The sequence below is a fragment of the Mesorhizobium sp. RCAM 05099 genome, assembly GCF_059683685.1.
In genome coordinates, this window is record NZ_CM185035.1 from 4,183,311 (window position 1) to 4,202,850 (window position 19,540).

The 19,540-nt window shown below is 62.4% G+C and carries 18 protein-coding genes; 10 read left to right on the plus strand and 8 right to left on the minus strand.

Going from position 1 to position 19,540, the window contains the following annotated elements:
- Nucleotides 1–170: 170 nt before the first annotated feature.
- The gene (locus tag AC56QQ_RS20750) at nucleotides 171–1,349 is read right to left on the minus strand and encodes a cysteine desulfurase family protein (RefSeq protein WP_497129072.1); all 1,179 of its coding nucleotides are present in this window, start codon (nucleotides 1,347–1,349) and stop codon (nucleotides 171–173) included.
- A 241-nt stretch (nucleotides 1,350–1,590) separates the two neighbouring features.
- Between AC56QQ_RS20750 and AC56QQ_RS20755 the strand changes: the two genes are divergently transcribed.
- Together AC56QQ_RS20755 and AC56QQ_RS20760 are read left to right on the plus strand one after the other, a co-directional pair.
- Nucleotides 1,591–2,265: an alpha/beta hydrolase gene (locus AC56QQ_RS20755; protein WP_091578247.1), complete on the plus strand. Its 675-nt coding sequence runs from the start codon at nucleotides 1,591–1,593 to the stop codon at nucleotides 2,263–2,265.
- Nucleotides 2,266–2,286: 21 nt separating this feature from the next.
- Complete coding sequence (locus AC56QQ_RS20760) at nucleotides 2,287–2,937, plus strand: FMN-binding negative transcriptional regulator (protein WP_497123184.1); 651 nt, start codon at nucleotides 2,287–2,289, stop codon at nucleotides 2,935–2,937.
- Nucleotides 2,938–2,957: 20 nt separating this feature from the next.
- On the opposite strand, the gene AC56QQ_RS20765 is transcribed toward AC56QQ_RS20760, so the two are convergent.
- The 5 genes from AC56QQ_RS20765 to AC56QQ_RS20785 form a co-directional block, all read right to left on the minus strand.
- Nucleotides 2,958–3,728, minus strand: a complete 771-nt coding sequence (locus tag AC56QQ_RS20765; RefSeq protein ID WP_497123185.1) for a phosphatase PAP2 family protein — start codon at nucleotides 3,726–3,728, stop codon at nucleotides 2,958–2,960.
- Nucleotides 3,729–3,818: 90 nt separating this feature from the next.
- Nucleotides 3,819–5,468 carry an ArnT family glycosyltransferase gene (locus AC56QQ_RS20770; RefSeq protein WP_497123186.1) on the minus strand — a complete coding sequence of 550 codons (1,650 nt, stop codon included), beginning with the start codon at nucleotides 5,466–5,468 and terminating at the stop codon, nucleotides 3,819–3,821.
- A 41-nt stretch (nucleotides 5,469–5,509) separates the two neighbouring features.
- Nucleotides 5,510–5,845: a lipid-A-disaccharide synthase N-terminal domain-containing protein gene (locus AC56QQ_RS20775; protein WP_256750863.1), complete on the minus strand. Its 336-nt coding sequence runs from the start codon at nucleotides 5,843–5,845 to the stop codon at nucleotides 5,510–5,512.
- Entirely contained in the window at nucleotides 5,838–6,572 is a 735-nt protein-coding gene (locus tag AC56QQ_RS20780; RefSeq protein WP_497123187.1) for a glycosyltransferase family 2 protein, read from the minus strand. Before AC56QQ_RS20780 ends, AC56QQ_RS20775 begins: the two co-directional genes overlap by 8 nt.
- Nucleotides 6,499–6,933 carry a hypothetical protein gene (locus tag AC56QQ_RS20785; protein ID WP_497123188.1) on the minus strand — a complete coding sequence of 145 codons (435 nt, stop codon included), beginning with the start codon at nucleotides 6,931–6,933 and terminating at the stop codon, nucleotides 6,499–6,501. The genes AC56QQ_RS20780 and AC56QQ_RS20785 overlap by 74 nt, the downstream gene beginning before the upstream one ends.
- On the opposite strand from AC56QQ_RS20785, the gene tyrS reads away from it, so the two are divergent.
- Nucleotides 6,920–8,173 carry a tyrosine--tRNA ligase gene (gene tyrS / locus AC56QQ_RS20790; RefSeq protein WP_497123189.1) on the plus strand — a complete coding sequence of 418 codons (1,254 nt, stop codon included), beginning with the start codon at nucleotides 6,920–6,922 and terminating at the stop codon, nucleotides 8,171–8,173. The two genes, AC56QQ_RS20785 and tyrS, sit on opposite strands and share 14 nt — an antisense overlap.
- Before the next feature lie 6 nt (nucleotides 8,174–8,179).
- Here tyrS and AC56QQ_RS20795 read toward each other — a convergent pair whose 3' ends face one another.
- Complete coding sequence (locus AC56QQ_RS20795; protein WP_497123190.1) at nucleotides 8,180–11,560, minus strand: hypothetical protein; 3,381 nt, start codon at nucleotides 11,558–11,560, stop codon at nucleotides 8,180–8,182.
- Nucleotides 11,561–11,655: 95 nt separating this feature from the next.
- On the opposite strand from AC56QQ_RS20795, the gene AC56QQ_RS20800 reads away from it, so the two are divergent.
- Both AC56QQ_RS20800 and AC56QQ_RS20805 read left to right on the plus strand, forming a co-directional pair.
- Nucleotides 11,656–12,123 (plus strand): peroxiredoxin, encoded by a 468-nt coding sequence (locus AC56QQ_RS20800; protein ID WP_497123191.1) that lies wholly within the window; start codon nucleotides 11,656–11,658, stop codon nucleotides 12,121–12,123.
- Nucleotides 12,124–12,264: 141 nt separating this feature from the next.
- Nucleotides 12,265–13,569, plus strand: coding sequence for a M23 family metallopeptidase (locus tag AC56QQ_RS20805; RefSeq protein WP_497123192.1), 1,305 nt, complete (start codon nucleotides 12,265–12,267; stop codon nucleotides 13,567–13,569).
- Between the two features lie 123 nt (nucleotides 13,570–13,692).
- Here the strand turns inward: AC56QQ_RS20805 and AC56QQ_RS20810 are convergent, their stop codons facing one another.
- Nucleotides 13,693–14,316, minus strand: a complete 624-nt coding sequence (locus AC56QQ_RS20810; protein WP_497123193.1) for a class I SAM-dependent methyltransferase — start codon at nucleotides 14,314–14,316, stop codon at nucleotides 13,693–13,695.
- 299 nt (nucleotides 14,317–14,615) lie between these two features.
- Here AC56QQ_RS20810 and AC56QQ_RS20815 point away from each other — a divergent pair, with 299 nt between their 5' ends.
- From AC56QQ_RS20815 to AC56QQ_RS20835, 5 genes are all read left to right on the plus strand, one after another.
- Nucleotides 14,616–15,782, plus strand: a complete 1,167-nt coding sequence (locus tag AC56QQ_RS20815; protein ID WP_497123194.1) for an ROK family transcriptional regulator — start codon at nucleotides 14,616–14,618, stop codon at nucleotides 15,780–15,782.
- Nucleotides 15,779–16,543, plus strand: a complete 765-nt coding sequence (locus tag AC56QQ_RS20820; protein WP_489860989.1) for an ATP-binding cassette domain-containing protein — start codon at nucleotides 15,779–15,781, stop codon at nucleotides 16,541–16,543. Before AC56QQ_RS20815 ends, AC56QQ_RS20820 begins: the two co-directional genes overlap by 4 nt.
- A 39-nt stretch (nucleotides 16,544–16,582) precedes the next feature.
- Nucleotides 16,583–17,623, plus strand: coding sequence for a sugar ABC transporter substrate-binding protein (locus tag AC56QQ_RS20825; protein ID WP_489860988.1), 1,041 nt, complete (start codon nucleotides 16,583–16,585; stop codon nucleotides 17,621–17,623).
- 126 nt (nucleotides 17,624–17,749) lie between these two features.
- Nucleotides 17,750–18,745: an ABC transporter permease gene (locus tag AC56QQ_RS20830; protein ID WP_497123195.1), complete on the plus strand. Its 996-nt coding sequence runs from the start codon at nucleotides 17,750–17,752 to the stop codon at nucleotides 18,743–18,745.
- Nucleotides 18,746–18,758: 13 nt separating this feature from the next.
- Nucleotides 18,759–19,529, plus strand: coding sequence for an SDR family NAD(P)-dependent oxidoreductase (locus AC56QQ_RS20835; protein ID WP_497123196.1), 771 nt, complete (start codon nucleotides 18,759–18,761; stop codon nucleotides 19,527–19,529).
- Nucleotides 19,530–19,540: the final 11 nt, after the last annotated feature.

Sequence of the window (19,540 nt, forward strand, 5' to 3'; positions counted from 1 at the left end):
CGGGGTCAAGGCCCGGCAGTTTTCAAACTATGGCACCGCCAAAATGAACACCCCAAAGGGCCGTCCGCGGCAGCGTAAGTTCCATATAGTGCGTTCCGACCGGAAATTCACCCGGCCAACATGAAACGCACGGCTCTACCAGGCCGTGAAGCCTGTCTATCTCTGGCCGCTCATGCGGCCTTTTCCTTGTCCGCCTTTTCCCTGGCGGCTTGTCGCGCGGCGATCCCCGCCAACGCGATGCGGAACAGATCGATGTCCTGCGCGCCGGTCGCTGAACCGATCGACACGCGCAAGGCACCAACGCTGTCACTGTGCCCCATGGCTTTCAGCACATGGCTCGGCCCGACCTTGCCCGACGAACAGGCTGAGCCGGCAGACAGAGCCACACCCGCCAGATCGAAGGCGATCTGCGCGGTTTCGGCCTTGACGCCCGCAATAGCGAAGAATGTCGTGTTGGCAAGCCTTGGCGAACCGGTTCCGAAGATTTCCACGTCCGGAACCAGCATTTTCACGATGGCCTCGATCTCGTCGCGGCGATGCCCAACCGCATCCATGGTTGGCAATCCGGTCTGAGCCTCGCGCGCGGCCGCGCCAAAACCAGCGATGGCGGCGAGGTTTTCCGTGCCGCCGCGATGGCCCTTTTCCTGGCCACCACCACTGACCAGGGGCTTCGGCATCATCAGATCGGAGGCGGCGACAATGGCGCCGACGCCCTTGGGACCACCGATCTTGTGCGAAGACAAAATAAGATAGTCGGCGTAACCCGCTGACATATCGATCGAAACACGGCCCGCGGCCTGAACGGCGTCAACGACGAGAACGCCGCCCGCCGCCTTGACGATCCCGGCAATCCGATCGATCGGCTGGATCACCCCGGTCTCGTTGTTGGCGGCATGGATTGCAACCAGCGGCAGGCCATCGGCCTTGTCATGTGCGGCAAGCGCCACGGCCAAGGCTGCAAGGTCGGCGATGCCGTTGGCGTCAACGCCAATCCGCGTCACCTGCGCTGCCGGGAACCGCCCGCCATTCAACAGGCATGGATGATCGGCCTCGGACACGTAGAGCCGGCTCATGCGTACCGTGCCGCGTCCCATCCGCCAGTCGGGTGTCAGCAGCGTCGAGGCGGCCTCCGTCGCGCCGGAGGTGAACACGACATGCTCGGCCTTGGCGTTGACCAGCGCTGCCACATCACGCCTTGCAGTCTCGATCAGGCGTCGTGCAGCACGCCCCTCGGCGTGGACCGACGACGGGTTGGCGGCGACATCAAGCGCCGCGACCATAGCCTCGCGCGCCACCGCAAGCAGCGGCGCACTGGCATTGTAGTCGAGATAGGCGCGTAGTCCGGCCATTTTCGTCCAGTTGGTCCCGTCAGAAGCCATTCCGCCGTCGTATGGCGTTATTTCCTTGAAATTCCAAGGCGAGCCGTCCTATTTACGCGGCTTGCGGCGCGAGTGGCCGGGCTCGACGTTTTGGCCACTCAGTTTTGAACAATTCTAAACTAGCTTCTAAGAAGACGCTCGCCCTGCGTCAAGGCCAGAGGAAGATACGTTCCGGGCGCCGCGCATTCGTATTACCTAAGTGGAGTATTTCATGCCTGAGGTCATTTTCACCGGTCCTGCCGGCCGTCTGGAGGGACGCTACCAGCCCTCCAAGGAAAAGAGCGCGCCGATTGCCATCATCCTGCACCCGCATCCGCAATTTGGCGGCACGATGAACAACAAGATCGTCTACGACCTCTTCTATATGTTCCAGAAGCGGGATTTCACCACGCTTCGCTTCAATTTCCGCGGCATCGGCCGCAGCCAGGGCGAATTCGATCACGGCACCGGCGAGTTGTCGGATGCCGCCGCGGCACTCGACTGGGTGCAGTCGCTGCATCCGGATTCCAAAAGCTGCTGGGTCGCCGGTTATTCGTTCGGCTCGTGGATCGGCATGCAGTTGCTGATGCGCCGGCCGGAGATCGAGGGTTTTATCTCGATAGCGCCGCAGCCCAACACCTATGACTTCTCGTTCCTGGCGCCCTGCCCGTCATCGGGCCTGATCATTCATGGCGATGCCGATAAGGTGGCGCCACCGAAGGACGTGCAAGGCCTGGTCGACAAGCTACACACGCAAAAGGGCATCACCATCACGCAGAAGACCTTGCCCGGCGCCAACCACTTCTTCGCCAACGACGCAGACCTGCTGCTCGAGGAATGCGCGGACTATCTCGACCGCCGGCTCGCCGGCGAATTGTCCGATCCGCGGCCGAAGCGGCTGAGATAGACCAGGAAGAAGCGACAGGCGATGTACGAGCCTCCTCACTTCAAGGAAACGCGGCCGGACATCCTGCACGGGCTGATCCGGGCACATCCGCTGGGCCTGTTGATTTGCAACGGCGCCGAGGGGCCGGTCGCCAACGCCATCCCGTTCCTGCTCGATGGCGACGTGCCGCCCAACGGCAGGCTGCGCGCGCATCTTGCCAAGGCCAATCCACAATGGCGCCTGTTGGCCGACAATCCGGCCTCGCCGGTGCTGATCGTCTTCCAGGGCAGCGATGCCTATGTGACGCCGTCCTGGTACGAGACCAAGCGCGAAACCGGCAAGGTGGTGCCGACCTGGAACTATGCCATCGTGCAGGTGCGCGGCACCGTCAAGGTGATGGATGACCAGGACTGGCTGGCGCGGCAGATTGCCGATCTGACTGCGTCCCAGGAAGGCACTCGCAAGGCCCCCTGGTCAGTGACCGACGCGCCGGCGCCCTTCATCCAGTCGCAGATCAAGGGCATCATCGGGCTGGAAATCGAGATCAACGAAATCCACGGCAAGTGGAAAGTCAGCCAGAACCGGCCGGTCGCCGACCGTGCCGGCGTCGCCCAAGGGCTGGAAATCGAAAACCACCGGTCACCCGATATGGCCGGCCTGGTGAGATCCTACGGCGGTCTCGACGGCAACTAGGCTTCGGCAAATCCGAGCGCTCAGGCGGTCTTCCTGGTCGGGCCAATCAGCCAAAACGTCTCCTTGCGAACCGGCAATCCCGACCCTGTCGGACGAAAGATGAAGCCAAGCCGGGCAAAGACCAGCCCGCTGGCCAGAGCGAAGGCGCAGCCAAGGCCGAAGCCGGCGACGGTGTCGCTGGGATAGTGCGCGCCGACAAAGACCCGCGTCGACGCGATGCACGCCGTGATCGCCAAGGCTATGTACCAGCGCCGCGGAAACAAAAGCAGCGCAACCCCGAACACGGCGCCCATTGTCGTGGCATGGCCGGATGGAAAGCCGGCGAAGCGCGCATCAAAGGCGAAAGGGTGCAGGGACAGAACGCCAAAATCGTGGAAATAAAGCGGGCGGGCCCGACCGATGGCGTATTTCAGCATATTGACGGTCAGGCCGGACAGACCGACGGCGCTCAGCACCAGAAATGCCAAGCAGGTCCAGTTGTAGGCCAGCATCAGCGAACGCCTCGAAAGGCTTCGCCAGTCCGTCAGGTTCGCGGCGACGAGCAGAAGCGCCGACGGAATGAGATACCAGCCACCCAGGCCGAACTGCGTGAAAAAATCGGCAAGGTGGACAAACCCTGGCGACCATTGGTCGCGAAGCATTCCGGCCGGAGTGTCGAGGCGAACAAACGCTGCCGCCGTCAGAAAAACCCAGGCCAGGCCCCAGACAGGCCACACTATGTTCGGGTAGCCGGCGGGTCGAACGGCAAAGCGCTTGCTTGCGATCTGCATCGTATCGCGAAAATTGTCCAAGGATCGGCGCCCCACGCCAAGGAGCCCGCGGGAAACAGAAGGGCGCGATTTCACGAGCATTGGAAATTCGACCCTATCATCGAACAGCCGTCATTGAACCACACGGTAAAGGCCGAGCGACAGTTTGTCTCCCGACGAATAGTTGAGCCCGTCGATCTGGGCAACGCGGCTCGCGGATTTGCCTTGTGCCGCCAGCAGGCCATTCAGTTTCTGCTCATCGCCGACCTGCGCCAGCGCCAGCGCACAGGCAGGGTCGGCAAGCAGATGCCTGGCGACGCCATCGACATCGGTCAGAACCGTTTTCGTGCCGACAAGGAACACCAGGCTCGGTTCGTGATACCCCGCCGAGGCGAGCACGGTGGTGTCGCAAGGCCTGTTGGCGCGGACCGCCGCCTCGATCGCCGGGCTCAGCCAGATCGGCTTCAGCGAGGGCGCGATGACGCTGAACAACAAGGCATAGGTGATGCCCGCACAGACCGCGACGGCGGCAATGCGGCGAAGCGGCACTTGCAACCGTCGCGAAAAGGCGAAGTAGCCGGCGCCGAGTGCTGCGGCCGCCGCCGGAATGCTCCACCATGAGAAGGTGCCGGTGAGGTAGATCGGCGCGCCCACGCACACCACCGCCAGGCCGAGGCTGACCACGACCAGGCCGAATGCGGTCGACCACCACAACCAGCTTTGCCAGCGTCTGAGCGGTGCATTGGCATCCTGCGGCGACAATGTCAGCAGCCAGCCGATCAGCAGCGCCATGCCGGGGTAGGCCGGCAGGACATAATGCGGCAGCTTTGTCGGAATGAGCTCGAACACCAGCCAGAATGGGATGTACCAGGCAAGGCAGAAACGCAGCCGGGGATCGTCGCGCAACCGGTTGAGCGCCTGGAGCCCGGCACCAACCGCGATCAGGCCGAAAGGCCACATGAACAGCGAGTAGGTCAGCATGTAGAAGCCGGGCGGCAGGCCATGCGATTCCTCGCCCGACGCGACCTTGCCAAGCATGTCCTTGCCGACGGCCTGCTGCAGGAAAGCGCCATGGCTTTTCCAGGTGATCAGGGCAAGCCAGGGCAGCACGATCAGCACGACCAGTGCCAGGCCGCGCCCCACTTTGAGCTTCGCCAGCCAGCGCCCGTCGCGCTCGAAGGCAAACAGCACCGCAATGGTGAGCGCCGACAGCAGCGGCGCGATCGGTCCCTTGATGAGGATCGCGGCACCCTGCGCTATCCAGAAGATCCACCACAGATGGCCGGCGACAGGTTCGTTCCGGCGCGACGCCAGATAGATCTGCGCCAGCGCGCCTTGCGCCGCCACGCAACAGGCCAGCAGCATCGCATCGGTCTTGGCGTCGCGGCCCTCGAAGGCGGTGGCAAAGATCGCGGCCATGACCAGGCCGGCGGCGATACCGGCATTGGCTCCGAAAAGATTGGTGCCAGTCCAGACGATCGCCAGCACAGCAATGGCAATGCCGAGCGCCGAGACGGTGCGATAGACCCAGATCGGCGCTTCGGCGCCCTCGCCGCTCAGCATCACGGCCGCGGATTGCAGCCAATATATACCGATTGGCTTCTGGTAGCGCGAGGCGTCCTGAAAACGGATGTCGACATAGTCGCCAGTCTCCACCATCTGCTTGGTGGCCTGGACGAAGCGCGGTTCATCACGGTCGACCGGCGGCATCGACGCCAGCCCCGAAACCGTCATCACCAGGCTGAACAGGAAGAGGAGGATGTAGTTCCTGTTCAACGCCATGCTTCAGCCTCTCTGACCATTTTTCGAAGCGCCCAGGCCGCTCAATCGACCTTGGTCATCGCCGCGGCCTTGCGCTCATTGGCGATCAGCCAGAGATTGCGGATATAGATGAACATGCCCATGGCCTGCCCGGCGATGAAGACCGGATCCTGACGCTGGATGGCATAGATCAGAAGCAGGCCGCCGCCGAACAGCGAGAAGAACCAGAACGCGACCGGCACGACACTGCGCTTGGCCTTTTCCGAGGCGAGCCACTGCACGACGAAGCGCATGGTGAAGAAGAACTGGGCGATGAAGCCGAGCAGGATCCACGCATCGAACTGCTTGATGAAAACCTGGTGAAGCCAGGTCACCAATTCCTGAAGCACGTTACCCATGCCTGATTTCCTCTACTTTGGGCATTCTGCGGCGCCTGCGGCGCAGCCACCAGACACCGCCGAGATCGAGCGCACCCTGCAGGCCGCGATCGAAAATCCCGTAGTTCGACTTGCCGTGGCGGCGCGAACGATCGATGACGTCGCAATGCACGACGCGGTATCCCTCCTGGATGACCAGCGCCGGAACGAAGCGATGGGTGCCGTCGAAGAACGGCAGTTTCCGCAGGATATCGGTATGCACCGCCTTCAGGCCACAGCCGGTGTCGCGCGTCTCGTCATGCAGGATGGCGTTTCTCAGCCAATTGGCGAAACGCGACGCCAGCTGCTTGACCTTGCTGTCGCGGCGCTTGAGGCGCTGCCCTTGCGCGGCGCCGAAATTGGGCCCGGCCTGCCGCAAGGCATCGACCAGCACCGGAATGTATTGCGGATCGTTCTGGCCATCGCCGTCGATCGTGGCGACGATGCTGCCGCGCGCCGCCCAAGCGCCCGAACGCACCGAAAGGCTCTGGCCGGCGGATTTCTGGTGCCGCAATTCCCGCAGCGGAAACGGGCGAATTGCCGCCTGCTCGGCGAGCACCGAAGCGGTCTCGTCGGTCGAACCGTCATTGACGATGATCAGTTCGAAGTCGCGGCCGGCCATCGCCGCCTCGATCTCATCGATCAGCAGCGGCAGGTTTGCCGCCTCGTTCCTGCAAGGAATGACGATGGATATCAATGCGTCCGGCATGTCGCGTCGGGCTCTGTCGTCGGATATGGCATTGGATGGATGCCGTGCGGTGCCGTTCGAGGTCGTGGGCTGCAAGAACCTTCTGGCGCGGCGCCTCATTACGCCAGCCGAAACGATGAAGCAAGCATTCGTGCCGGAAGGCCCGCTGCAACGTTTCAACAACGGGTGATCGCTTCGGCGTCTTCAGCCGCAAAACCGGATTCCACTTTTGCTGATCGCGAGTTCTTCGTTGACGCGCGATCTGACGCAAAACCGGATTCCACTTTTGCTGATCGCGCTTGGATGCTAAACGCCCGCGTTCATGCACGCCAGAGCCGCAGCGGCCGGGCGCTTTCGGGAAAGAAACAATGTCCGCCTTCAAATCCGATTTCCTGCGCACGATGAGCGAGCGCGGTTTCATCCACCAGACTTCGGATGATGCCGGCCTCGACAATCTCTTTGCCAAGGAGACGGTGACGGCCTATATCGGCTTCGACGCGACCGCCAAGAGCCTGCACGCCGGATCGCTGATCCAGATCATGATGCTGCACTGGCTGCAGCAGACCGGTCATCGGCCGATCGCACTGATGGGTGGCGGTACTTCGATGATCGGCGATCCGTCCTTCAAGGACGAGGCGCGCAAGCTGCTGACCCCGCAGGATATCGACGACAACCTCGCCGGCATCCGCCGCAACTTCATGCCCTACCTCAAATTCGGCAGCGGCCCGAATGACGCGATCATGGTCAACAATGCCGACTGGCTGATGGAGATCAACTACGTCAATTTCCTGCGCGACGTCGGCCGTCACTTTTCCGTCAACCGCATGCTCGCCTTCGATTCCGTCAAGCTCCGGCTCGATCGCGAACAGTCGCTGTCGTTCCTCGAATTCAACTACATGATCCTGCAGGCCTATGATTTCGTCGAGCTCTACAAGCGCCTTGGCTGTCGCCTGCAGATGGGCGGCTCCGACCAGTGGGGCAACATCATCAACGGCATCGACCTCGGCCGTCGCATGGAGGATGCTCAACTCTACGCGCTGACCACGCCGCTGCTCACCACCTCGTCGGGCGCCAAGATGGGCAAGTCGGCCTCGGGCGCGGTCTGGCTCGATGCGGAAATGCTGAGCCCCTATGAATTCTGGCAGTATTGGCGCAACACCGAGGATGCCGACGTCGGCCGGTTCCTGAAACTGTACACGACGCTGCCCTTGAGCGAAGTCGCACGCCTTGAGCAACTCGGCGGATCCGAGATCAACGAGGCGAAGAAGGTGCTCGCCACCGAAATCGCCGCCATGCTGCACGGCCGCGAGGCGGCGGAAAGAGCCAGCGAGACGGCGCGCAAGACCTTCGAGGAAGGCGCGCTCGCCGAGTCGCTGCCGACCGTCGAGGTTGAAAACGCCAAGCTCGAAGCCGGCGTCGGCATCCTGTCGCTTCTGGTAACCGCCGGGCTGGCGGCGTCGAACGGTGAAGCGCGACGGCATGTGCAAGGTGGTGCCGTGCGCTTGAACGATCAGCCTGTCAGCGATGATCGCCGGCTGGTGACGCCCAGGGATTTGAGCCCGGAAAACGTCGTAAAGCTTTCACTCGGCAGGAAAAAGCACATTCTCGTGCGGCCGGCCTGAGGTCGATTACCGGTACTCGAAGATCGACCTGAATATCCCGGGAGCGATGACGGACAGCGGATTGACGTCCAGAAGTGGCTTGTTGGCGTTGCCCTTGAGCCGGTAGGTGACGCCAATCAGGCCACGATCGCGGCCATTGCCAAGAAGCGCGCCGACGATCGGCAATTCGCCGAAGATGCGGTTGAGGCCATAGACCGGCATGAAGGTGCCGGTCATGTCCATGTTGTTGTCCTGGTCATAAAGCGTGCCCTGGAAGGTGGTGCCAATGCGCGGACCGCGCAGCACGCCATTGGCCAGTTTCAGGTAGCCGCTGCCCTTGTCGATCTCGGCATAGCCGCGTTCGAACTTCACCCGCGACGTGTCGAGATTGCCCTTGACCGCCTGGTTGAGACTGCGGCTGTCGCCGGCTGGCGTCGTCGAGACGATGGAGGCCAGCTTCGGTTCGTTGACGACGAAGAAGTTGGTCGTATCGACCTTGCCCTTCATCGGACCGTCGCTCGCTCCCGACAGGGCCAGCGTGATCGAGCCGCCTTCCATGTGTTCGTAGATGTTGAGAAACCTCAATATGGCACCAGCATCCGCGGACTGCACGTTGAGCGCGCGGCGGCCGTCGCCGGTCGTGTTGCTGATGGTTATGGCGGCACCCGAACTTGCCGTGGCGCTGACCTTCAGCCCGTTCACCCTCGATCCGGCCGCGCTGTAGTCGAGCTTGAGGTTGGACAATTGCTCGTCGTGGAAACCGGTCAGCTGATCGACATCGGCGCTGACCGAAATGGCGTCCGACCCGGTGGTCTTGGTCGCTGTGTCGACATCCGAGGTGAACTGCTTGATGAGAGAACGGGCATCCAGCATGCTGCCATTGATGTCGACCGCATAGCCCTTTCCCGACCGCTTCACCGACACCGCGACATCGTCTCCCCTGTTCAGAGCGACCTTGCTGAACCGTGCGGACGACAGCGCGCCATTGACCAGCACAACGCTGCCGTCGACGGAGAAAGTCTTTCCGTCGAGATTGAAGTCGGACAGCGTCGTGGTGTCGCCGGACGTGGTCATGACGAACGTGACATTGGCGGGAACCCCCGCCCCCTTGCTCCAGCCCGCCCAGGGAATGTCCAGCCTGGCATTGGTCAGATCGGCCGAGACGTTCTGGTTGCCGGTGCCGCTCTTGTCGATGGCGACCTTCACCGTTCCGGCAAGCAGCGGCGTCAGGCCGGGCATCGCGGCGGCACGGACCTTGTCGTCGAGCACCAGAGCCACCTTGCGGCTGCGCGCCGGCCCGCCATCCTCCAGCGGCTCGATGAGATCGAGCTCGGCCGGTATGCCGTTCAGCGATGCCTTGGCGGAGATCACCGCCTTTTCGGGGTCGACCGTGATCGAGCCGTCGGCATCCGCCAAGGTCTGGCCCTCGAAAGGCTTGGCCAATGAAAGGCCCGTGTAGTCGAGCGACACCAGCCAATCGAGCTTCGAGGTGTCGACACCGGACTGCAACGGGATGTCCGCCTTGACGTGGCCGGTGACGTTGCCGGACAGGTCTTCCGGCAGGAAGCCGACATGGCGCATGGCGTTGATCGGCTCATACGAGGCGAGTTCGGCGATTGCCGGCGCTTCGCCCTCGACGTCGAGGTCGAGAGAGCCGATGACCGGTGGATGGTTCGCCGCCTTGACCGTCAGCGTTCCATTGCTGGCCGCCACCGTACGGCCACTGGGCATGAAGACCGTGCCCGAGGTCAGCGCGATATCGACATCATTGGCACGGAAACCAACGACGCCGACCGCGTCGCGTATCGGCGGAATGCGGCCGGCCGTGTCGAAACGCGAGCCTTCGACCTGGAAGTGGCCGAACACCTCGTCGGCGGAAAGCGGCACGCCATTGCCCAGGCGATCCGGCACGACGTGGAACTGAAGGTTGGCGTCGACGACGCGGCCGCCAAACAGATTGTCCAGCACCCAGAGCCGCGCATTGCGCGCCGAAAACCACGGCCAAAGCTGCTTGACGTGGGAGACCGGCATGTCGTGGACGTTGAAGGCGAGATTGATCCCAGGCGCTTTGCCCTCCACGAATTCCACGGCGGCGGTTCCCAGCACCTCGCCGCTGGAATCGGAACGAAGCGCGATCTGCTCGGCCACCAATCTATGGCTTACGGTCTGATAGACGCCGGCAATTCGAGCCAGGAAAGCAAGCGCGGGCTCTGGCGACTCCGATGGCGCCAATGTCGAACCGTCGCTGGTCAGGTCGTAACGATAGGACGGCTCCTCACCGGCAGTCCCAGTCGCCGGCTTCGGCCCTATCGATCCGGCAAAATTGAATGTCGAGCGGCCGGTCTTCAGCAGCAGCCTGTCCACCTGGATCTTGTTGCTGCCCGCAACCAGCGTCGCATCGACGCCGACATCTGCCGGCAGCAGTCCACGTGTGCCAAGATCGAGCACGGATCCCGTCGATGACAGCGCGGCCGTCAGCCGCGAAGCATTCGTGCCGGTCCCTTCCGATCCTGTCAGCTTCAGTGCGACCGCGCCCAACTTGCCCGCAGCGGCCGTGGTGTCACCGGCATCCGCCAGATCGATGCTCGCATTCAGCGCCGTCACGCGGTGCGCCGCGATATCGCGGGTGGCGGAAGCGGCGACGGTAACCACCGTGCCGTCGGCATCCGCCTGTGACGAAAACTCCATGCCGCCTGGCCCCGACTGCGCGACGGTGGCGTCGGTGATCTTGACCCGTTTGATCGTTGCGGTGTCGGGCAGCACGAATTCGACGTTGCGAAGATCGATGCGGCGCAGCGAATCTTCCCGCACCGCGTCGAGCGCGCGGTGGATGTTGCCAAACACCGCATCGGAAAGTTTCTCCGGATCGATGAGGCCATCCTTGTTGCGCAGGGCCGCGGACCAGTCGCCACTGGTCGGCATCGCCGCCACGACAATGCGCGCATCGGATATCCTGGCGCTGGTCAGCCGCACATCCCCCCACAACAGCGGTATCAGGCGCACGCCGAAACGCACGCGGCCCGCATCCGCCATCGGCTTGCCGTCTGATGTCTTCAGGCTGACGTCACTGACCTGCAGGGCAATGAAGCTCGATCCGTCCAGGGTGATGCGCGCCGGTCCGACCGAAACATCGACATCGAGGCCGGCCAGTTTCTCAATGGCGGTTTCCGCTTCCGCCCGAAGCCGCTCGGAGCCAACGCCAGATACACCGACCAGGTAGACAACGACAGCCGCCAACAACACGAGGCTGGCGAAGCCGGCGAACATCCTCGCCAGGATGCGAAAGCCGCGTCCGATCGACGCCTGACCGAGCGGCGGTACACGGCACGCGGACGGAAAAGTCCCCAGGTCGGTGATCTCGTCACGCCTGAACCTAATCTTCTCGTGCTGCGGTTGCTCCTGATCCACGCAATTTTCCGTTGTACGAACTCGATCGTGGACAGATCCCCGTTCGACACTATATCGGTGTGGCTTCGCGCGTAACCTCAAACAAGGGCATTGGTATGGCTGACCTCGACGTAGGTGATCTTGCGCCGCAATTCGATCTCCCGCGGGACGGCGGCGGATCGCTTAGCCTTGCCGCACTGTCGGGTAAACCCGTTGTGCTCTATTTCTATCCGCAGGACGACACAACAAGCTGCACGCAAGAGGCGATAAGCTTTTCGCAGCTGAAGCCCGAATTCGAAAAGGCTGGTGCCGTGGTGATCGGCCTGTCACCTGACAACGCCAAGAAGCACGACAAGTTCAAATCAAAATACAATCTCACCATCGACCTTGCCGCCGATGAGGAGCGCAAGGTCATCGAGGCCTATCATTTGTGGGTCGAGAAATCGATGTATGGCCGCAAATACATGGGCGTCGAGCGGGCGACCTTCCTGATCGGCCGTGATGGGCGGATCGCCAGGATCTGGCGCAAGGTCCGGGTCAAGGGCCATGCCGAGGACGTGCTGGAGGCTGTCCGCGCGCTTTGAGTTCTTGCCGGGAAAGCTGATGCGCCTTCCCCGCAACCTTGTGCCGCCTGACGGGCAATTGCTGACGCAACACCGCAAAGCTTTGTTAACCCTAATAATGTGTAATCAAGCAGTCGTGGTGTTTAACGAAAGCTTGGTCCCGTGAACGCAACCGGTCAGTCCGCAGTCTTCGGCAGACGCAAGGAACCCCATACGGTCATCATCGCCCGGGGCAACGAGATCAGGCACTTCACGGTCCGCCCCTGGCTCGCGGCATTTCTCGGTTCGGCGCTGGCCGCCATCGTCGTCGGATACCTGCTGGCCACCTCCTACCTCGTGCTGCGCGATGACCTGATCGGCGCCACCACGGCGCGGCAAGCCCGCATGCAGCAGGCCTATGAAGATCGGATTTCGGCGCTTCGCGCCCAGGTCGACCGCATCACCAGCCGCCAGTTGCTCGACCAGCAACTGATGGAAACCAAGGTCAGCGAACTGCTCGAACGTCAGAGCCAGTTGAGCCAGCGCCATGGCCGCCTCGGCCCGCTGCTCGAACGCGCAGAGAATGAAGTGGGAACGGCGCCAGCTGAAAATCCGGCAGCGATTGGGAAGCCGGACAAACCCGCCGAGGTGACCGGCAGCATCAACCAGCCGGTACAAAACTACGCGGTCGCCAGCCTGAGCGCCAACCCCGGTGCTGGCGACACCAGGCCGTTCTCACTGTGGTCGACCCGCTCCGATCCGCTGCCCAGCGATTCAGCCGCCGATCGTGCCGACAAACTGTTCGTGTCGATCAACCAGTCGCTGAAATCCATCGAGAGCGAGCAGCTCAGTCGCATCAGCACGCTTGCCGACAACGCCTACAAGAGCGCCGACGCGATCACCCAGGCGCTCGTAGCGGCGGGCCTGCCGGTCGATAGTGATTTCGGCAAGAGCAACAGCGATGTCGGCGGACCGCTGATACCGCTCGACAGTTCGATGATCTTCGACAGCAAGGTCAAGGAATTGGACGAGGCGCTGGACACGCTCGACCAGCTCAAGAAGGAAGCGCGCCAGCTGCCGCTTGCCAATCCGGCCCCCGGCCACTCCGTCACCAGCCCGTTCGGCGTTCGCACCGATCCTCTCCTAGGCACCGCCGCACTGCATTCCGGAATGGATTTCAGGGCCCCGATCGGCATGGCTGCCAAGGTCACGGCGCCCGGCGTCGTCACCAAGGCCGGCTGGAACGGCGGCTATGGCCGCATGGTGGAGGTCGACCACGGCAATGGTTTTGCGACGCGTTACGGGCACCTCAGCGAGATCGACGTGACCGTCGGCGAGAAACTGGACGCCGGCGCCGTCATCGGCAAGACCGGCAGCAGCGGTCGCTCGACCGGCCCGCATCTGCATTATGAAGTCCGCCACAATGGCGAAGCGATCGATCCCTTGCGCTTCCTGACTATCGGCAAGAAGGTCGCCCAGTATCTCTGAGACGCTCAAGCCCTGATCGAGGCCGGGGGATCAAAGCCTTGGCCGGTCTGTTCGATCGCGTGCGCCGGCAGGCGGGACTGACACATTCGACGCCGGTTGGCGCCGTATCTTGTGGAGTTGTCATCAATTGATGACAAGCGCGGCCCGCTGCTCTTCGAAGGCTGCCCAGGTGTATTGCTCTGGCTTCAACACCTCGTTCAGCGCCTTCCACTCTCCAAATCGCCATCCTGGGTAGCAGAGCAGTTCGTCAAACAGGATGACGCTGCCGCTGACGAGCCTATCCCTACAGAGCGTGAGAATAGCTTTGCAGGGTGTGTAGGTGTCCGTGTCAATATGAATGAAGGCAATCGGACCTTGGTGCTGCTCAAGAAACGTTGGAAGCGTATCTTCGATCCAGCCCTTCATCAGGCTCACATTTTGCCGAACCTTCGGCACAAGGCCGTCCCTGTTGAACTGCCGACCCTTGGCTTGGAAGTCAGTTCCAGCCCAGTTTTCTTGAAGACCTAGAAAAGCATCGAATCCAAAGATTGGCCGCGTGTCGCCGTGCGCCGTCAGCCTGTCGGCAAAATGGTTGATGCTTGTCCCGTCAAAGACACCAAATTCCAGCAGAAGCCCGGACTTCGCCACCTTCTCAATTGCGTAAGTTCGTATTTGCTGTTGGTCGTTGAAAAGTAAAGCATTCTCCATGTGCGGCGCCACAAAATCGGCACCCTCGATAACGCAGCGCTCATGCAGTATTTGCTTCATACGCCGTTCTGGAAGCACAACAACTGATGGCTGGCGCTTTCGTTTGAGACCGTGTCTCTCCAGGAAACTTGTAAGTTTCGACACTATTTGCCGCTCCACCAAATGTGCTCTTGTGAGTGAGGCGGGATGGAAAATCAAGCGCTGTGGATTTCGCCTTCCCTGGCCCCGTCCTGCACCGGCTCGCAATGGCCTCATCGCCTGTGACCCCGGCGCCGACGGATACGCGAATTATTTTTGAATTCCATTTGACTGAATAAATAACTGGTGCGAAGCTGCCCTCTCCTAAAGGGGCGCACGTCATGGCACTGCGGGGGACCAATCAGGAATTCGGCCGGCCCTACAACCGGCGTATCGTGCTTGAGTCCATCCGCCTTCATGGACCGATCGCCCGCGGCGAGATTGCCAGGCGCGTCGGGCTCACCGTCCAGACGGTATCGACCATCGTTCGCGAGCTCGAAGAGCAAGGTTACATCCTGTCCCTGCGCGAAGAGCCGAAGGGGCGTGGCCTGCCGCCGGCGACCCTGCGGATCAATCCCGACGGCGGCTATGCCGTCGGCACCCACATCACCCCGCTCGGCATCAACGCCGCGTTGATCAATCTGAGCGGCGACGTGATCGAGAGCAGCTACCGCGAGGCCCCCAACGCGACTCCGGACCACGCCTTCGACCTGATCGGGGCGATGGTGGTTGAATTGACCCGATTGCGGGCTGGAGGACGGGTTCTCGGGGTTGGCATGGCCCTGCCCGGGCCGTTCGGCGTCGAATCCATGAGCTTTGTCGGTCCGACCACCATGACCGGCTGGAAGGACGTGGCGCTGCGCGAGCGGCTGGCGGCTTCCACCGGACTACCGGCCTTCTTTGAAACCGACATGGCGGCCGCGGCCATGGGCGAGCGCCTCTACGGCCTCGGGGCTCAATTCTCCGAATATTACTACCTGTATTTCGGCGTCGGCCTTGGCGGTGCCATGGTTCATGACGGCAGCGTGTTGCGTGGCGCCTGGGGAAATGCCGGCGAGATCGGACACATTCCTGTCGTTCCCGGCGGTGAGAATTGCCCGTGCGGCAACAGCGGCTGCCTCGAAAGATACCTCTCGCTCGAAGCGCTCCGGCGCTGGAACGGCAGCGAGGCCGATTGGGTCGTGGAAGTCGCTCCTGTCTTCCACAATGCCGTCGCCATCATCGAGAACCTGTTCGACCCGGAAACAATCATCCTGGGCGGGCTGGCGTCCACCGCCTTGCTCGAACGGCTGGCTGGCTCGACCGCGGGCCTGCACAACTCCGTCTCCGCGCGAAAGGACCGCAAGACGCCTCGAATTGTCGTGGCGCGCGGCGGGCAGCATTCGGTGTTGCGCGGTGCCGCCGCCCTCGCTGTTTCCGGAGTGCTGTCGCCCCGCTTCGGGCAGATGTTCGCCGCCGAACGCGAGCGCGAGCGCGACCTTCTAAAAAGCAGGGAGATTGCGGCATGAGCGAACCGCTGCTGGTCCTCGACAACGTCACCAAGAACTATGGCGCGATCGAAGCGCTGAAGGGGATCAGCTTCTCGATCGGCCGGGGCGAGGTCGTGGCGTTGCTGGGCGACAACGGTGCCGGCAAATCCACACTGGTCAAGATCATCTCCGGCGGGCTGGAGCCGACCTCCGGCCGCATGCTGTTCGAGGGCAAGGAATTCCTCGCCAGGTCGCCCGCCGAAGCCAAGGCCGCGGGCATCGAAACCGTCTACCAAGACCTCTCGCTGTGCACCAATGTCGACGTGGTCGCCAATTTCTTCATGGGCCGCGAGATCACCAGGAAGGTTCTTGGCATTCCGGTGCTCGATGAGCGCGCCATGGAGGCCGTGGTCGAAAAGGCGCTGGCCACCGCCGGCACCCGCATCCCTTCGCTGCGCACCAATGTCGAGCATCTTTCGGGCGGCCAGCGGCAAGCCATCGAGCTCAACCGCTTCGTGCACTGGGGCGGCAAGCTGGTGCTGCTCGATGAACCGTTCGCCGCACTCGGTGTCGAACAGACGCGGCGCGGTCTCGACATGATCCGCCAGGTGGCGAGCCAGGGCATCGGCGTCGTCATCATCACCCATATCATGCAGCAGGCCTTCCAGGTCGCCGACCGGATCGTGGTCATCCGGCAAGGCGTCGTGGCGGGCGATGTCGCGCGCAACAAAACAAGTCCCGACGCGGTGATCAACATGATCACCGGTGAAACGCTTGCCGGTGCCGGACCGGTAGGCTGAGGGACAAAAGTGGGGTCCGGCTTAACAGGAGCGAACGACATGAAGCGACTACTTCTTGCTGTCTTCGGTATCCTGGCACTGGCTTTTGCCACGCTCATGCCGGCATTCGCCCAGTCCAAGGGGACCGTTTATTACTTGGTGCCGACATTGCTCGATGAGTTTCAGACCGGCTCGGTGAGCGCTCTGGAGCTGTTCCTGAAGCAGGTCGGCTATGAGGTGAAGACGCTGAACGCCGACAACAAGACCGACGCCCAGCAATCGCAGATGAATGACGTCATCGCGCTGAAGCCGGCCGCGATCATCCTCGCCGCCGTCGACTTCAATGCGCTGAAACCGTCCATCGAAGCAGCGCGCGCAGCCGGCATCCCGGTGGTCGAGTTTGACCGCCAGATCACCTCGACCCCCTCCGACTTCACGTCGGTCGCGGGAACGGTGGAGATCGGGTACGTCGCCGCCGACCAGGCCGAGAAACTTCTGAAAGCGAAGAACGGTTCGGTCAAGGGCAAGGTCCTGCAGGTGCTCGGCGATCCCGGCGATCCCTACACGCTCGACATCCAGAAGGGTTTCGAGGAGAAGATGAAGGCGTTTCCGGACGTCAAGATCATCTCGCTTCCGGCCATGCAATGGGAAGCCAGCAACGCCGGCACCATCGTTGCCGACCAGATGCTGGCGAACCCCGATATCGACCTGATCTTCAGCCATGCCGCGCACCTCTCGGTCGCTGCCGTCGCCTCGCTCGAGGCCGCCGGCAAGAAGCCGGGCGACGTCATGCTGATGAGCTCGAACGGCGCTCCGGTCGGCCTCGACCTGATCCGCAAGGGCTGGCTCAACGTCGAAGTCGAGCAACCGCTTTACGCGCAGGCCGCGGCCGTCGCCATGTTCATGGACAAGGTCGTCAAGAAAGAAGAGATCAAGCCCGGCGAATATGACGTGCTCGGCTTGAAATCGACCGTGACCAAGGAAGCCTGGGGTCCGAACATCAAGATCCCCGGTGCTGCCATCACCAAGGAAAACGTCGACAACCCGGCCTTCTGGGGCAACCAGAAGCCGCCGACGGACACCGTCAAATCCGTCGAATAGCAGCATCCCCGCAAAAACGCTCCGGACCATCTCGGTCCGGAGCCAATCCTCTGCAATTTCAATTTGCGCATGGTCCTCCGAAGATCGGATTTGGTTTTCGGGTTCGTGCGCCAGCCGGATCAGCCCATGAACCCCCGCACCCGCCACGCCCTGGAGTTCGTCCTCGACAACCTCGTCTGGTTCATGTTGCTGTTCGTGCTGGTTGTCTTTTCCATCTTCATCCCGAACTATTTCCAGCTCGGCATCTTCGCCAACATCATCGAGGCTTCCAGCGTGCTCGGCGTCATGTCGATCGGCCTGGCGCTGGTCATCATCGCCGGTCACATGGACCTGTCGGTCAGATCGGTGGCGGCGCTCAGCGCCATGGCGGTCGGCATCCTGTTCTGTTCGTCGGGCATTGGCCTTGGCGTTCAGCTCCATCCGGAATGGTTGATGGTTCCGGTCTCGCTGCTGCTGGCGCTTGCCGTGGGCGGCTTCATCGGCGCCTTCAACGGCTATCTGGTTGTCAGGGTGAAGATGAGCGCCTTCATCATCACCCTGGCCTCCTACATCTGGGTGCGAGGCCTTGTGCTGGTGATTTCGGGCGGCCGCTCGGCGCAGGACCTAGCACCGGCAATCCGCTGGTTCGGCATCCAGCGACTCGCCGGCCTGCCGCTGACGGCCTGGATAGCAATTGCCTGTTTCGTGGTTTTCTCGCTGATCATGGCCAAGACGCCGTTCGGCCGGCATCTCGTCATGATCGGCGGCAATGAGACCGCAACCTTCCGCGCCGGCATCCGCGTGAACCGCAATCTCATCATCGCCTTCGTGCTCGCCGGCGCCATCGCCGGCCTCGCCGGCTGGCTGCTGGCAATCCGCACCTCCGGCGCCACCGCCAATCTCGGCGTCGGCCTGCTGTTCAACGCCTTTGCCGCGGTCGTCATCGGCGGCGTCAGCCTGAAAGGCGGTGTCGGCACCCTGCCCGGCGTCTATGCCGGCGTGCTGCTGCTCTCGGCCATCAACACGGCGATCAACCTCATGGGCTTGCCGGCCAACTTCACCCAGGTGATCCATGGCCTGCTGGTGCTGGCCGCCGTGCTGCTCGACGCTTTCAAGCAAACCATTCGCCAAAGACTCGCATGACAGGACGGCTCGCATGACCAACCGGTTAAAAGACAAGGTCGCGCTGATCATCGGCAGTGCGCGCGGCATCGGCAAGGGCATTGCGCTACGCTTTGCCGAAGAAGGGGCAAAACTCGTGCTCGCCGACAACGAAGTCGAGGCCGGGCAAGCAACCGCTGGCGAACTCGGCGTCCCCTTCATCCGCACCGATATCTCGCGGATGAGTGACGTGGAAGCCGCCGTGGCGGCGGCGCTGAAGCACCATGGCCGCCTCGACATCATCGTGCAGAATGCCGGCATCTATCCCTGGCAACTGATCGAGAACACCACCTCGGATGACTGGGATGGCGTCATGGCCGTCAATCTGCGCGGCACTTTCAATGCCGCGCGCGCAGCACTTGTGCCGATGAAGGCGCAGCACTTCGGCCGCATGCTCTTCACCTCATCCATTACCGGCCCGCACGTCACCAGCCCCGGGCACGGCCACTATTCCGCCAGCAAGGCCGGAATCAACGGCTTCATCCGTGCCGCCGCGCTCGAATTCTCGGGCTATGGCATCACCGTCAACGGCGTCGAGCCCGGCAACATCCTCACCGAAGCGATCGAGCTTCACCGCGGCGCCGCCTATATCAAGAACATGGAGGACTCCATCCCGCTCGGCCGGCTTGGCAGCCCGCGCGATGTCGCCAATGCCTTCCTGTTTCTCGCCTCCGACGATGCCAGCTACATCACCGGCACGACCATTGTCGTCGATGGCGGGCAATTGCTGCCGGAGGGTAATGATTTTCGCCTCTTGCCGCCCTGATTGCTGCACCG

Coding starts and splice junctions, on each gene's coding strand:
- AC56QQ_RS20760 (WP_497123184.1), top strand. CDS start 2,287: ATGTACGAGCCTCCTCACTTCAAGGAAACGCGGCCGGACATCCTGCAC.
- AC56QQ_RS20755 (WP_091578247.1), top strand. CDS start 1,591: ATGCCTGAGGTCATTTTCACCGGTCCTGCCGGCCGTCTGGAGGGACGC.
- AC56QQ_RS20815 (WP_497123194.1), top strand. CDS start 14,616: ATGGCACTGCGGGGGACCAATCAGGAATTCGGCCGGCCCTACAACCGG.
- AC56QQ_RS20830 (WP_497123195.1), top strand. CDS start 17,750: ATGAACCCCCGCACCCGCCACGCCCTGGAGTTCGTCCTCGACAACCTC.
- AC56QQ_RS20820 (WP_489860989.1), top strand. CDS start 15,779: ATGAGCGAACCGCTGCTGGTCCTCGACAACGTCACCAAGAACTATGGC.
- AC56QQ_RS20770 (WP_497123186.1), bottom strand. CDS start 5,468: ATGGCGTTGAACAGGAACTACATCCTCCTCTTCCTGTTCAGCCTGGTG.
- AC56QQ_RS20775 (WP_256750863.1), bottom strand. CDS start 5,845: ATGGGTAACGTGCTTCAGGAATTGGTGACCTGGCTTCACCAGGTTTTC.
- AC56QQ_RS20800 (WP_497123191.1), top strand. CDS start 11,656: ATGGCTGACCTCGACGTAGGTGATCTTGCGCCGCAATTCGATCTCCCG.
- AC56QQ_RS20810 (WP_497123193.1), bottom strand. CDS start 14,316: ATGAAGCAAATACTGCATGAGCGCTGCGTTATCGAGGGTGCCGATTTT.
- AC56QQ_RS20825 (WP_489860988.1), top strand. CDS start 16,583: ATGAAGCGACTACTTCTTGCTGTCTTCGGTATCCTGGCACTGGCTTTT.
- AC56QQ_RS20750 (WP_497129072.1), bottom strand. CDS start 1,349: ATGGCCGGACTACGCGCCTATCTCGACTACAATGCCAGTGCGCCGCTG.
- tyrS (WP_497123189.1), top strand. CDS start 6,920: ATGTCCGCCTTCAAATCCGATTTCCTGCGCACGATGAGCGAGCGCGGT.
- AC56QQ_RS20835 (WP_497123196.1), top strand. CDS start 18,759: ATGACCAACCGGTTAAAAGACAAGGTCGCGCTGATCATCGGCAGTGCG.
- AC56QQ_RS20780 (WP_497123187.1), bottom strand. CDS start 6,572: ATGCCGGACGCATTGATATCCATCGTCATTCCTTGCAGGAACGAGGCG.